This is a genomic window from Rhizobium lentis (assembly GCF_017352135.1).
GTDB lineage: Bacteria > Pseudomonadota > Alphaproteobacteria > Rhizobiales > Rhizobiaceae > Rhizobium > Rhizobium lentis.
The window spans coordinates 475,822-489,622 of the sequence record NZ_CP071455.1 but is presented as its reverse complement, the minus strand read 5'-3'; the positions used below and the strand labels follow the sequence as shown (position 1 = coordinate 489,622).

Annotated in this window: 9 protein-coding genes and 2 pseudogenes; 4 read left to right on the top strand and 7 right to left on the bottom strand. The window is 59.8% G+C overall.

Annotation, left to right across the window (positions count from 1 at the left end; genetic code table 11):
* Window positions 1-167: 167 nt before the first annotated feature.
* The 5 genes from J0663_RS24395 to J0663_RS24375 all read right to left on the bottom strand — a co-directional run bounded on the left by J0663_RS24395 (window position 168) and on the right by J0663_RS24375 (window position 4,677).
* On the bottom strand, window positions 168-2,816 hold the full coding sequence (locus tag J0663_RS24395; protein ID WP_207244613.1) for an erythromycin esterase family protein: 2,649 nt from the start codon (window positions 2,814-2,816) through the stop codon (window positions 168-170).
* 106 nt (window positions 2,817-2,922) lie between these two features.
* The gene (locus J0663_RS24390; protein WP_246590417.1) at window positions 2,923-3,303 is read right to left on the bottom strand and encodes a hypothetical protein; all 381 of its coding nucleotides are present in this window, start codon (window positions 3,301-3,303) and stop codon (window positions 2,923-2,925) included.
* Between the two features lie 157 nt (window positions 3,304-3,460).
* A complete protein-coding gene (locus tag J0663_RS24385) occupies window positions 3,461-4,108 on the bottom strand; it encodes a BON domain-containing protein (protein WP_207244611.1) in 648 nt (215 codons plus the stop codon).
* Window positions 4,109-4,166: 58 nt separating this feature from the next.
* The gene (locus tag J0663_RS24380; RefSeq protein WP_207244610.1) at window positions 4,167-4,403 is read right to left on the bottom strand and encodes a hypothetical protein; all 237 of its coding nucleotides are present in this window, start codon (window positions 4,401-4,403) and stop codon (window positions 4,167-4,169) included.
* 55 nt (window positions 4,404-4,458) lie between these two features.
* Entirely contained in the window at window positions 4,459-4,677 is a 219-nt protein-coding gene (locus J0663_RS24375) for a hypothetical protein (protein WP_207244609.1), read from the bottom strand.
* Between the two features lie 623 nt (window positions 4,678-5,300).
* Here J0663_RS24375 and J0663_RS24370 point away from each other — a divergent pair.
* Window positions 5,301-5,721 (top strand): annotated as a pseudogene (locus J0663_RS24370) (chemotaxis protein CheB).
* A gap of 201 nt (window positions 5,722-5,922) precedes the next feature.
* A pseudogene (locus tag J0663_RS24360) lies at window positions 5,923-8,175 on the top strand (heavy metal translocating P-type ATPase).
* Here J0663_RS24360 and J0663_RS24355 read toward each other — a convergent pair.
* The gene (locus J0663_RS24355; RefSeq protein WP_207244606.1) at window positions 8,151-8,363 is read right to left on the bottom strand and encodes a hypothetical protein; all 213 of its coding nucleotides are present in this window, start codon (window positions 8,361-8,363) and stop codon (window positions 8,151-8,153) included. The pseudogene J0663_RS24360 and the gene J0663_RS24355 overlap by 25 nt on opposite strands.
* A gap of 221 nt (window positions 8,364-8,584) precedes the next feature.
* Here J0663_RS24355 and groL point away from each other — a divergent pair, with 221 nt between their 5' ends.
* Complete coding sequence (gene groL / locus J0663_RS24350) at window positions 8,585-10,204, top strand: chaperonin GroEL (protein ID WP_207244605.1); 1,620 nt, start codon at window positions 8,585-8,587, stop codon at window positions 10,202-10,204.
* Window positions 10,205-10,250: 46 nt separating this feature from the next.
* Here groL and J0663_RS24345 read toward each other — a convergent pair whose 3' ends face one another.
* Window positions 10,251-11,210 carry a glucokinase gene (locus J0663_RS24345; protein ID WP_207244604.1) on the bottom strand — a complete coding sequence of 320 codons (960 nt, stop codon included), beginning with the start codon at window positions 11,208-11,210 and terminating at the stop codon, window positions 10,251-10,253.
* 137 nt (window positions 11,211-11,347) lie between these two features.
* On the opposite strand from J0663_RS24345, the gene ppsA reads away from it, so the two are divergent.
* Window positions 11,348-13,750, top strand: a complete 2,403-nt coding sequence (ppsA, locus tag J0663_RS24340; protein WP_207244603.1) for a phosphoenolpyruvate synthase — start codon at window positions 11,348-11,350, stop codon at window positions 13,748-13,750.
* Window positions 13,751-13,801: the final 51 nt, after the last annotated feature.

The following is a 13,801-nucleotide window of genomic DNA, read 5'->3' as shown; positions in this document are numbered from 1 at the left end:
CCAATGAGCCGAGAGCGTGACCTTTTCATTCCGGATGCCTGGCGTTGAATTTGGACGTGGGGACGCCTTGTGTGATGGACTGGTCGCGTCCACGGTTTTGAGGCTCGGACATTAGACTTGAACAGCCTCTTGCAGTGGCGTGAGGAAACCTGAACGACAGTGGCGCTTCATAGACCGAAGGGATAAGTCTCATCCTCTCCGGCGGCCACCTCAGTCGGCAACGGAATTACTGCGCAGCTCTGATCGAACCACACGAACGCATCGTACTGGTCGGACAACGACGCGTAACTGTAATGACTCCATCGCTCCGTCTCGGGCCGATAGATGACACCAATGTAGCGTTCAAGCCGCGGGGCAGCGATGACGCGGCGGAGATTGTCGTGCTCCTTTGCGCGAAAGTCCACCAGGAAGCGGTCGGCGCCGACCTTGTGGAACAAGTCCTCGTAACTGCCTGGGCGAGACGGCCGTATGGCCTTGATTTCCATCGGCCCATCCCATTCCGACGCCGCCGCGACGGTACCGGAATGTGTGCCAAAGCCGATCAGCGCCGCATCACGTCCATACGCCTGTCTGCACAACTGGCCGATGTTCAGCTCGCCGCGCTCCATACCCATCTCGGTGAACCGCGCGTCTCCGATATGTGAATTGTGTGCCCAGACAACCGCTTTCGCTTTTGGACCTGTCCATGCGAGGATATTCTGCAGCGCGTTGAACATGTGCTGGTCGCGGTGGTTCCATGACTCACGAGCCCCGTAATACATGGCCCGATAGTAGCGTTCCGCGTCAGCCACAAGACGGGCATTCTGCATCGCGTCGAAGAACTCAGCGCCATCGTTCTTGGCATATTGGAGCTCCTTCTGCAGCAGGTCGATGAGAATGCGTGTCACCGGCCGTTCGCACAGTGCATAACCTTCAGTCAGTGACGCGCGGCCATAGGCAGCCGGCTCCCGCGACCACGGCGACAGGCAGGCATACCGTTCACGCGCAATTTGCGCGGCCTCGGGATCCACGCGGTCGAGATAGGCGAGCACAGCGGCGATCGACGCCGTCATGTTGTAAAGATCCAGGCCATAGAAACCGACCTTTTCACCCTGGAGTTTCTTGGCGTTGTGATTGCGCAGGAAACTGATAAAGGCGTCGACATCCTTGTTGCGCCACATCCAGGTGGGGAATCGCGCGAACGGCGTTGAGTGCATTGGCCGATGCGGACTTTGCCGAACATACCGATCGATTGCGGCGGCATCGGGCCAGTCGGCCTCCACAGCGACGATCGTGAAGCCGTGCCGCTCGATCAGACGGCGCGTTATAGCGGCGCGAGCCAGATAAAATTCCGAAGTGCCGTGGGAGGCTTCGCCAAGCAATATTACCCTTGCTTGAGCGAACCGATCAAAGACGGCTGCGAAATTCGCGTCCTCCAGCGAAGGCAGTGGCTCGGCCGCAGTCCGCAACACGGCCACTGCCGATGTCTGTGAGATTGACTGAGGCGTCGCGGATGTGGGTGGCTGGTTAGGCTTCAACAGGTAATGCTCGAACCAGGCGCTTGCCAAGTCGGTCACCGCTTCAAGCGCTCCAGGTTCTTCGAACAGATGCGTGGCTCCAGGAACGATTTTGAGCAGCTTCTCACATGCGAGCGCATGTAGTGCCTTCTGATTTAGTGTAAGAACCTCCCGATCATCGCCCCCGACAATGAGCAGGGTCGGTGCTTCGACCTCCGCCAGACGCGGCCCGGCGAGATCAGGGCGCCCGCCGCGCGAGACTACCGCTGCCACGCGACCTTGAAGTTCGGCAGCTGCCAGCATTGCCGCTCCGGCGCCGGTACTCGCACCGAACAGCCCCAACGGTAGATCGGCAATGTCCGGCTCAGCTTGAATCCAGATCGCAGCCTCGAGCAAACGCTCGGCAAGCAATGGAATATCGAAGACATTTCGGCGGTCTTTCGCCTCATCTGCCGTCAGCAGATCAAGAAGGAGCGTCGCGAAACCCTTGTCATTCAGCCGGTCGGCGACAGCAGCGTTGCGAGGACTGAGGCGGCTCGACCCACTGCCATGGGCGAACAATATGATGCCTCTTGGATCAAGTGGCACGCTCAAATCTCCGACCAGACCGAGCGGCGGGACCAAGATACTGCGCCTCGAATGAGCGGAGCCGGTGGTTCCGCCCCTGACCCAACCCTGCCTCAGCAGCCCGATCGTCTCTTCATCAGTGAGTTGGTGGAAATCGCTGTAGAATGCGCCCACTCCCGGAAAAGCTCGCACCGGATGGAGACAAACGATAATGTCCGCATATGGACGCATTTCCGCCAGCGTTGCTTCTGGCGCCACTGGAACAGCGAGCACAACTTTTGCAGCACCCTGATTTTTGATTGCTATGAGCGCGGCTTTGGCTGTGGCCCCCGTGGCAAGGCCATCGTCGACGACGATTGCGGTTCGTCCCGCCGGCTTCAACCGCGCGCGGCTACCGAGGTATAAGGCGCGCCGACGTTCTAGCTCGACAAGTTCCCGCTGCCGTGCACGCTCAAGGTAAGTATCGTCGGCACCCGTTGCCATTCGTACCTCTTCATTGATGACGGTCTCGGCCCCTGAGCCTTCGACGACAGCACCGAGCGCCACTTCGGGCGTCCCCGGCGCGCCAATCTTTCGCACCAGAAGGAGATCGAGCGGCGCTTGCAAAGCACGCGAGATTTCCAGCGCGATCGGTACGCCACCGCGTGGCAAGGCATAAACGACAGGTTGCTCGAGAGTTAGCGCAACGAGCTTGGTCGCTAGCTGACGCCCGGCATCGAACCTGTCTCGAAATTGGAGGTGCGATTGAACCATTACGATAGAATATGTGCCTATTGATCGCCACGCATTGACCAACATCAAATCTTCGCGGGGAATAGATGGACCTCAGGGCGCCGAGATTACGGCCGCTGGAAGGAGGTCAAAGCGGGTGCATGCTCCCGTGATCCCAACGATGACGATAGTCCTGGTCATCGAGGAGGTCCCAGTTCTCTGGCCTGAGCGTCCATACCCTTAAATAATTGCAGTTCGCGTCAATCGCCTGTTTCTTCACATTGGAAAAGAGCTTTGCGGCGATCTCTTGCTCGCGAAACGGGCTCACCACGATGAAAATCGCAATATCGAACAGCCGCCCGGCAAGCGGATGGTTCTCCATTCGAGCGTGGCAGAGCCCGCGGACGTAATCATTGATATCGGCCGCGACGATGAAGTTGCGGCGTTCGGAACCGCTGGTGACCTGACGCCAGGAGGCGAGCGTCAGACGTGGCATTCCCGCTTGCGCGACGACATAGGCACGCTCCACCTCAGTTTCCTGCAACTGGCCGATCTTCAGTTCGGATGCCATATGAAACCCATTCACTCCAAGCGACGGATTGCCGCTTCATGCAATCGCTGATGCAGTCACGCCGGGGACAGCAAAACCTCCCCGGCACGACATTTGATGTGGATCCGTAATCCGATCATCCGATCGCTATCTGATCATTCAACGTCTTGATTCCGGGGGCTGACCAGGCCGCCCGTTCGGCTGCACGCCGCTCCGACCAGGTATGGACCTTCCCTTTGAGCGTAACGCTGCCGCCGGAGACTTCGACGCGGATACCCTGCGATTCCAGCTCGGCATCACGCTTGAACGCATCCTCGATGCGCTTCTTCACGTCAGCAGCGCTGACACTCGGGCTGATCTCGATCAAGTTTGACAGACCGACCACACCAGCGAGGTTGCGGACGGCATCGGCCGCAGCATTTTTCTGATATTGCCATTCGGCCTTGCCGGTGAGTGTGACCCAACCCTTCTGGACCTTGACCTGGATTGCGCCCTTCGGAACGGAAACGTTCCAGTCGAGCATGTTGACGGCGCGGCGGGCGATATCGTCGTCCGATGTCTCATGATTGCCGAAGATCCTCACCTCGATCTCCTGGGCAATGCCGCGCACGCCCTTGATCCGCTTCACCACTCGCTCGGCGGTCTCCTTTTCGGAGTAGGAGCTGACGTGACCGGTGACGGTGACGATGCCGTCTTCGACGGAAATTCCGATGTTGGCGGCATCGATGCTCGGTTCGAAGTCAAGCTCGTCAATAATGTTCTGTCTCAGGGTAATATCGTCCATGATTTGCTCCTTTCTGCTTTCAGGACTTTTGTCCGGCAACGGACGAAGGCCCTTCCCATCAGGCGGGAAGCCCCATGCGTTCGTTTGCCGATTTCGCACGCAACTGCTCCTTCTGCTGGAGCAAGGCGCCACGCAGTTGATCAAGTTGTGCGCGCGATCGCTGAGTTGGGCTTTGGTCGGTGTAGATCGCGGCCGGTAGGGTCACCCGTGGACCCTTTGAAACGCGGTGGCCTGCCTCGTCCAGGCTCATCTGGCCGACGAGACCAATGGAAGAAACGATAATCGCTGCTGGCATCCGCATTTCCTTCTCCTTCAGAAATGAAAGGTGGTAACCGGCCCGACATATTCCGTCACCAGCCAAAAGAACGGGCTTTCCTGATCAGTGCGTTGGCGCCAATCAGGTTGGTCTTGACGATCTGATCCTCTTTTGAATCGAATTGGCCGAAATTCGCGCGTACCCACTGGGCTGCTCGGGGCGTGAGAGGGCTGATCGTCCAGTAGCTGGCTTCTTCACGCTTAACCCTGAAATCTGGCAGTTGCTGCTCATTCGAAGCAATTAAGACGGACATCCAATTTCTCCCCTATCGGCGCAACGACAGTTCGACATGAAACCCGCGATGCTCGGAAGTCTTCCGAGGCGCGAGGGATATACATGAGATGAGCTCTTTCTTCTTTCGTCCACCATAGGCGAAATGTTCCGGGGCTCTTTGATTCGAATCAAAGACGTCGAATGAAGTTGTTGCACGCGGGGGAGACAGGAGTGGCTCGCTTCCGAGCGCTGCCCCCGGTGGAGACGATCGCGAGCGCGCCGCAAGTGGTCTCCCCCGGATCGAGCGGTTCAATGCACTATGCATTCCTGGCATCGCGTGCCGCGGGGCGGGAGCAGGAGATGACCCGACGGTTCTGGATATCGGCATTGAAGGTCAATTGCCCGAATTAAGATGAAGAGGTATTGCGCCAAAACCTGGGTCACTAAGTGCTCGATTTTTTGGCCTCGATGCCAACCGAAAGCCCGCAGTTCGATTGATCAACGTCAATGTCCGAAAACGTATCATCGGCTAAAGGATTGGAAAATCGGGTGCTTGAGGTAAATCATGCAACGAGATGTTGTCGCTATCGGAGCCTCTGCGGGTGGAATTGAAGCCGTTTCGAAGTTACTGAGCTATTTGCCGGCAGAACTCCAGCCGCTGTCTTGGTCGTCATCCATCGACCAATTGAGCCGCCGAGTTACCTGCCTGAGGTTCTCGGACGGCTATGCGCGCTTCCAGTGCGCTTCGCACGCGAAGGCGAGCAACTCGAATACGGCACCTGTTTGTTGAACCCGCCTGGCTGGCACCTGAGCGTGTCTTGCCGCCGCAATTGCCCCGCGTACGGTCGGCGTGATCCTTTCGGGCGCGCTGAAAGATGGAACGTTAGGCCTGAAGTTCCTGAAAGAAGCTGGCGGCATCGCTTTGGTGCAAGATCCCGCTGAAGCCTCCTTTCCGGACATGCCGGAGAATGCGGCGATGCACGACGGGGAGATAGATCTGATCGGTCCCATCGAAACCCTTGCTGAATTCATCTGCGAGCAGGTCGGGCTTCAACCTCTATCCCTCAGCGCCCCCCCAGGATGATCATGCTCAAGGTTCGACTGATCGGCGTGGACTAGTGATGTATTCGGCTTTCCAATGCGGGCGCAGTCCTAGTGTCCGGAGTGCAAGGGGTCTCGTCGGCCACATTCGTCAGGTCAGTCCCGGGAGGCCGTGGTTCAGGAACGGAGAAATGCCCACATGCGGATGCCCGACTGGCGTGTCGCCAAAGCATGGATGCTGCCGATGGTCACATTGGCTCTGGTCGGCGGTGGATTGGCCAGATTTGTGGGGCAAGAGAGCCTTGCGACGCAATTGTGGACGACGGGCACGGCAGTTGTCTTTGCGGTGCTCGTCATCGATATCGGCATTGGTCTGCACAGGAAGGATTTCGGCCTCGACCTGATTGCGGCACTGGCCATAGGCGGCGCCATCATCTTCGGCGAATATCTCGCCGGAATTGTTGTCGCGCTGATGTTCACCGGCGGGCAGTTCCTGGAGAACTTCGCGCAAAACAGGGCAAGCCGAGAGATGACAGCACTGCTCAGCCGGGTGCCAACGCGCGCGGCCCGTTATAAAGATGACCGCATCGAGGATGTTGCGGTGGCGGCAATCGCGCCTGGCGACCTTATCCTGGTCCGCCGCGGCGAAGTTGTTCCCGTCGACGGAATTGTCGCGGGCAATGTTGCCGTCCTAGATGAATCCGCACTGACGGGCGAGGCTCTGCCTATCCGACGGCAATCTGGACAGACGGTGATGAGCGGCTCCACGAATGCCGGCGATGCGTTCGACCTCCAGGCGACGAGCGCGGCTGTCGACAGCACCTATGCCGGCGTCATCCGGCTAGTCGAAGCAGCACAGCGGACGAAAGCGCCGATCGAGCGATTGGCTGCCAAATTCGGGTTGGCCTCCTGGCCCTCACCTTGTCAATCGCCGTTTCGGCCTGGGCACTGACGGGCGAGGCAACCCGGGCCCTTGCCGTCATTGTCGTGGCGACACCCTGTCCGCTGATACTCGCCGTATCCGTCGCAATCGTGTCCGGCATTTCACGCTGCGCAAAAAAGGGCGTCTTGGTGAAAGACGGAGGCGCCCTTGAAGCCCTTGCCGCCGCAAGGACGGTGCTTCTCGACAAGACGGGAACGGTTACCGATGGTCGGGCCCGCCTGATTGAGATCAAGGCACGCGGCGACCTCAATCCGCTCGACCTTTTGAGGGTGGCGGCATCGCTGGATCAGAGCTCGCCTCATGTCGTGGCCCAGGCCATCGTGGCCGCCGCCCGTGAACGGGGGGTCTGCTTGATGTACCAAGCGGCGTCCGGGAGACGGCCGGCTCTGGGTTGAGGGGCCGCGTCGCCAGGCAAGACGTCGTGGTCGGCGGCTGGGCTTTCGCGAGCGCAGGCATTGAGGACTCGGATTTTTGTCGCGAGATCGAAGCATGGATACGGCGCGACGGAACGGTCGCAGTCGTTGTGGCAATAGACGGCGCCCTGGCCGGGGCGATGCTTCTGGCAGATCAGATTCGTCCCGAAGCGGGTTGCGTACTGCGGCATCTGCGCGAGACCGGCATTGCGCGCATCGTTCTCGTTACCGGCGATCGCGCCGATCTCGCTGCAGGTGTTGGCGCATTCCTCGGAGTGGATGACGTCATCAGTGAAATGAAGCCCGAGGACAAGACCAGCGCGGTCGAAAAGGAGCGTGCAAGAGGCCGTCCCGTACTGATGATCGGCGATGGCGTCAATGACGCGCCTGCGCTTGCGGCCGCCGATGTCGGCATAGCGATGGGAGCACGCGGCGCCGCTGCTTCGTCGGAAGCGGCGGACGTCGTGATCCTCGTCGATCGTCTGGACAGGCTGGTCGATGCCCTTCACATCGCACGCCGCTCGCGCAGGATTGCAGTGCAGAGCGTTTATGTCGGCACAGGCCTTTCGGTCGCGGCATGATTGCTGCCGCCTTCGGTTATCTGACGCCGGTCGAAGGAGCGCTCTTTCAGGAGGCGATCGATGTCGCCGTCGTCCTGAACGCGCTGCGCGCCCTGGGGCCGCCCGTCTCGTTCGCCATGACGTCACCGCGGTTGAGCAACGAAGATCTCCAGAGACTGGAGGCCGAGCACAAGGCGTTGGCTGACTTGGTCGACGATATCGGCATGACGGCAGATCGACTCAAGCGCCTGCCTCTGGAAGAGGCAATGGACGAGCTCGAAAGACTGGATCGCGGCTTGCGTGACCGTCTTCTCCCACACGAGAAGAAGGACGAACAGGTTTACGCGCAGCTTCGCCAAAAAAAAGCGGCGCCGGACATCCTGGCCGGAATGAGCCGGACGCACATGGAAATTCAACGGCAAATTCACAACCTCGCCGTCATGCGCAAGGCGTTTGACGGCAAGGCGCCGACGGAGACGCAGCTTAACGAGATCCAGCGGCTGCTGCACGGGCTGGAGGCGATCACCCGCCTTCATTTTGCGCAGGAGGAGGAGATCTATCGCTCGCTGGAGGTCGAGTGAGGGGTCTCAGCCAGCACGGACTGCTGCGGTGTCGAACCCATCAGCGGCGCATTTCCCTGATCGTGCTCGATCATAGCTTTGATCGCTGGGATGCTGAAGACGGCCGCAACCATCAGAATGAGAACGATCAACAGGAGGTGATCGATGATAAGCCATCGCAGCCATCGTCCCGCGGAGAAGTGGTTCACGGCCTTGCTCCAATCGTAGCTGGTGAGCCAGTGAGAACGATTGTCTTCACGGCAACAGTCTAGAGGGCGCCATCGAAGAGGCATTGCGCAGGATCAAATTACCGCCGCGCCGATTTCCTGACGGCCGCTTTTGACGCCGGTCAATTTCATCGCCGCGGATCTATGTCATTGATATCGTGCCAGCCTGTTAGGCGAGGTCATGACAACTTGGGGATAGGGCAATGCCGCACAAACAAGTTTTCTTTCATGCAGAGGCCAGGAGTAAGGTTCTTCAGGGGGCAACCAGACTGGCAGACGCCGTTCGCATCACCCTCGGCCCGCGTTCCAAGTCGGTTCTGATCGAGAAAAAGTGGGCTGCTCCCATCGTTTGCAATGACGGGGTGACGATCGCCAAGGAATTCGATCTGAAGGATCCCGAGGAAAATCTCGGCGCCCGCATGTTGCGCGCCGCTGCCGAGAAGACAGGAGATGTGGTTGGAGACGGAACAAGCACATCCACCGTGCTTGCGCACGCGATTTTGGCGGATGGTCACCGCAATGTCGTGGCGGGCGCGAGCGCCATCGACCTCAAGCGTGGCCTCGACCGCGCCGTCAACCGCACCATCAAGGCATTGCGGGATCTTTCCAGGCCGGTGACCACTGACAAGGAAAAACAGCAGGTTGCGGCGATCTCCGCACACAATGACGAAACCATCGGCCAGCTGGTCGCCGAAGCCATGACGCAAGTCGGCAAGGAAGGTGTCATCACCGTCGAGGAATCGAAGACGATGGAAACCCGGCTGGATGTCGTGGAAGGCACGCAATTCGACCGCGGCTATATCTCGCCCTATTTTGCGACGGATCCGGAAAAGATGGAATCCGTTCTCGAGGATGCTCGGATCTTGATCTTCGACAGGAAGATCTCTGCGCTTGGCGACTTGGTCGGCCTGCTCGAAGAAATCGCCAAGTCGGGCAGGCCGCTCCTCGTCATCGCCGAGGACGTGGAAAGCGAGGCGCTTGCCACTTTGATCGTCAACCAGATCCGCGGCACCTTCCGCAACTGCGCAGTCAAAGCGCCCGGCTTCGGTGACCGCCGCAAGGCAATGCTGCAGGATCTGGCGATCCTCACCGGCGCTCAGCTCATTTCGGAAGATCTCGGATTCAAGCTCGATAAGACGACGCTGGAGCAGCTCGGCACGGCGACGCGCGTTGTCGTGGATAAGGACACCACCACGATCATCGGGGGCGGCGGCTCGCAGCAGGCGATCAGGGCAAGGGGCGAGCAGATCCGCAAGGAGATTGAGACGACCACCAGCGACTATGACAAGGAGAAGCTGCAGGAACGGCTGGCGAAGCTTTCCGGTGGGGTGGCCGTCATTCGCGTTGGTGCTCCTGCGGAAGCGGAGGTGAAGGCCAAGAAGGAAGCTCTCGACGACGCGATCAATGCCACCAAGGCGGCGGTTGAGGAGGGTATCGTTCCCGGCGGTGGGCTTGCGCTCTTGCGCTGCATCGCGGCTGTGGCCGAGGAAGAACAGCTCTGCGATGGGGATGAGCGGACGGGCGTACAGATCCTGAAGCGTGCTCTGGAGGTCCCGGCACGTCAGATTGCCGAAAACTCGGCTGTCGATGGCGGTGTCGTCGTTGCCAGGATGCTCGAAAGTGAAGGAGCCATCGGCTTTGATGCTGCGCGGAACCGCTATGTTGATCTCCTGCAGGAAGGCATTATCGATCCGACCAAGGTCGTGCGCGTCGCGCTGGAAAACGCAGTGTCCGTCGCCAGCATATTACTGCTGACGGAGGCGACGATGACAGAGATCCCCGAGCCTATCCGGCAGCCGGCTGCGCCTCCGATGGAGATGTAGAGCCGGGCGACGCCAGCTGGTCCTCGCGCGAGATCCTTCGTGCCAATCAGGAAAGCGCTAGGGCGGCCCCACGCAGGGCAACGTTCGAAGCCGTCACGATGTGCACCGGAACGGTCGACGCAAAGCCTGACGGGCCGCCTGCAGCCGTGAACGAGGCGGCGAATGTTCCCTCTGTCAGAACGTTCCGTAGATCGTTCGAGAGGCTGCCAGCCAGATAAAGTCCTCCCTCTGCGCCGTAAGCGGCCGCCAAATCGCCGGCGAAGCGCCCGAGCCAGGTCGTGAAGCGTCGGAGCGTTTCACTCGCATAGGGATCCGGTTCTTCAGCCGACGCGGCTTCGATGATCTCCGATACGCCCCAAGTTGATGCACCGAGACCGGCATGCTGCCGCAACGCATCGTGAAGGCTCGCAAGCCCGGTTGAAGTCAGGACATTCCTGAGCGCTATTCTGGCCGGTCCACGTCGCATGATATTGAGGACGAGAAGCTCATCCCCGTCTTCGGCGCCGAATGAGATATCGCCGGCCCGGCCCAATAAGGTTCCCCAACCCGGTCCGACTGGAACTGCGGCAGCGACCTCCACGTCCCTTTCCACCAGCAGGATGGCTTTCGGTCCGACCCGGGGGGATATTGCTCCGCCGATTTGCAGAAGGTCGTGCTGCGTCAGCAGCGGCACGGATCGGGAGACTGCTTCGATGTCGCGCATAAGCCTGACCGTGGGGATGGAAAAAGCGTTTTGCAGCTGTTTGGCGCTAAAACTCCAGGGGCGATGAAAGAGGCGAGCATGGCCTCCGGCTATATCACCGGCCACGGCGAGGCTCATCTTCGCCGGCCGGTTCTGCAGCGACGTGAGATAAGCATCGACCGCCAGTTCAATCGAGTCGAAGTCGGCGGTTCGGAAGTTGACATAGTGGTCCATCGCCAGTTCATCGATATCGGCCACCGCAAAGCGCAAGTGGGTCGGTCCGATCTCCCCGACAATGGCGTGACGATCTGAAAGCGTTGGCATGTTGGGTCTCCGCATTCTTCAAACTTTTCCCAGTCTGCGCCAGCTGCTGCGCCATGGCCTTGATTTTCATCAAGGTCGAAGGAGACGAGCCCGTCTACTCTCGGCGCAGTTCAATTGGGACAGGCCGGGAGGGTGTCATGGACGGAGGGATGGAACAGGTGATCTGGTTTGAGCACCTCCGGCGCGGCGACATCGCCCGAGTGGGCGGCAAGAATGCCTCCCTGGGGGAAATGATCCAGGATCTCTCGCCGAAAGGAATTGCCGTACCGGCGGGTTTCGCCACCACCGCCGACGCCTATTGGCATTATGTCGATGCCAATGGTATTCGGGACAAGGTTGCCGCAGGCATCGTCGACTGGCAGCAGGGCAAAGCGAGTTTGGCTGAAGCAGGTTCGGCCATACGCAAGCTTTTCCTGCGCGGCGACTGGCCACAGGACTTGGCGAACGCCATCCGAGCCGCTTACGCGGAGCTTTCGAAACGTATCGGAAGCGAAGATGTCGCCGTTGCTGTCCGCTCCAGCGCCACGGCCGAAGATCTTCCGGATGCGAGCTTCGCCGGGCAGCAGGAGAGTTTCCTGAATATTCGCGGTGAGCGTTCGCTTCTCGATGCCTGCCGCCGCTGCTACGCTTCCCTATTCACCGACAGGGCGATCTCCTATCGCCAGACGAAGGGCTTTGAGCATCTGAAAGTCGCACTCTCGATCGGAATCCAGCAGATGGTCCGGTCGGACCTCGGTGGCTCCGGCGTCATGTTCTCCATTGACACGGAAACCGGCTTTGACAAGGTCGTGCTCATCAATGCCGCCTGGGGGCTCGGCGAGAACGTCGTCCAAGGCGCCGTCGATCCGGATGAATACCAAGTGTTCAAGCCGTTCCTCGCAAACGGCTCTCTCCGCCCCATCGTCGCCCGCAAGTGCGGCGCGAAGGCAAAGAAGATGATCTACGGATCGGCCGAAGAGCCTACCATTAACGTTCCGACCTCGAAAGCCGAACGGGCAAGCTATGTGCTTGACGACGAAGCGGTGCTCAAGCTCGCCCGCTGGGCATCGCTCATCGAGCAGCACTACGGCTGTCCGATGGACATGGAATGGGCCCGTAACGGCGAGGCCGGAGAACTCGTCATCGTGCAGGCGCGGCCGGAAACAGTTCAGTCGAGGCACAAGACAGGGGTGTTCAGGAGCTACAGCATCAAACAGAAAGGCAAGAAGCTTGTCGAAGGTCTGGCGATCGGTGACGCCATCGTCTCGGGCCGCGTCTGCCTCGTTGAAACGGCCAAGGATATCGATCAATTCGTTGACGGTTCGGTATTGGTAACCGCGACAACCGACCCGGACTGGATGCCGATCATGAAACGGGCGGCGGCGATCGTTACCGATCATGGTGGCCGCACTTCTCACGCCGCAATTGTCAGCCGCGAGCTCGGCTTGCCGGCGGTGGTGGGGACCGGCACCGCGACGCTGCTGCTGCATACGGGCGAGCAGGTGACCGTGTCCTGCGCGGAGGGGTACGAAGGGTTCGTCTATGACGGGGCTGCCGAATACGAGGTTGAAACCTTCGATGCCCACGACCTGCCGGCGACGCAGACCGAAGTGATGCTGAATCTTGCAAATCCGGCTACGGCCTTCCGCTGGTGGCGGCTGCCCGCCGACGGCGTCGGCCTAGCCCGGATGGAGTTCGTCATCAGCAACGCCATCCGCATCCATCCGATGGCACTTGTCCACTTCGACAGGCTGAAGGACGAGGTTGCCCGCAACGAGATCGCGGCGCTGACGCAGGGTTATGACGACAAGTCGGAGTATTTCGTCGACACTCTCGCGGGTGGTCTTGCCCGGATCGCCGCTGTGGTACACCCCAATCCCGCCATCGTCCGCTTGAGTGATTTCAAAACGAATGAATATGCCGGGCTTTTGGGCGGAGCTGAGTTCGAGCCCAAGGAAGAAAATCCGATGCTCGGCTTCCGTGGCGCCTCCCGTTACTATTCGCCTCGCTACCGTGAGGGTTTTGCGCTGGAATGCCGCGCCATTCGCAAGCTGCGCAATGAGATGGGTTTTGCCAATGTCATCGTCATGGTTCCCTTCTGCCGGTCGATCGAAGAAGCTGAGAAGGTGCTGCAGGTCATGGCGGAAAGCGGCTTGAAACGCGGCGAGGACGGACTGAAGATCTATGTGATGTGCGAGATACCCTCAAACGTCGTTCTTGCTAAGGATTTCGCCCGCTATTTCGATGGCTTCTCCATCGGCTCGAACGATCTCACGCAACTGACGCTCGGCGTCGACAGGGACGCTGGCGATCTCGCCGATCTTTTCGACGAACAGGATCCGGCGGTAAAGTGGATGATTTCGAGAGTCGTCACCGAAGCCGGACAGGCCGGCGCCAAGATCGGCATCTGCGGCCAGGCGCCAAGCGACCACCCCGACTTTGCCGCCTTTCTCGTCGAATGCGGGATCGACAGCATTTCCGTCACGCCGGACAGCTTCGTGGCTGTGAAACAGATAGTGGCGGAGGCCGAGCGGCGCAGGGGGCGGACCGTTCGAGGGTGATTACAGACAGACCGGAATGAAGCCGCTGCGTCTATTCAGCTATCTTGCTGT

Bases quoted from the DNA above. Each gene is read 5' to 3' on its own strand.
- groL (WP_207244605.1), top strand. From the start codon at position 8,585: ATGCCGCACAAACAAGTTTTCTTTCATGCAGAGGCCAGGAGTAAGGTT.
- ppsA (WP_207244603.1), top strand. From the start codon at position 11,348: ATGGACGGAGGGATGGAACAGGTGATCTGGTTTGAGCACCTCCGGCGC.
- J0663_RS24385 (WP_207244611.1), bottom strand. From the start codon at position 4,108: ATGGACGATATTACCCTGAGACAGAACATTATTGACGAGCTTGACTTC.
- J0663_RS24345 (WP_207244604.1), bottom strand. From the start codon at position 11,210: ATGCCAACGCTTTCAGATCGTCACGCCATTGTCGGGGAGATCGGACCG.
- J0663_RS24375 (WP_207244609.1), bottom strand. From the start codon at position 4,677: ATGTCCGTCTTAATTGCTTCGAATGAGCAGCAACTGCCAGATTTCAGG.
- J0663_RS24395 (WP_207244613.1), bottom strand. From the start codon at position 2,816: ATGGTTCAATCGCACCTCCAATTTCGAGACAGGTTCGATGCCGGGCGT.
- J0663_RS24380 (WP_207244610.1), bottom strand. From the start codon at position 4,403: ATGCCAGCAGCGATTATCGTTTCTTCCATTGGTCTCGTCGGCCAGATG.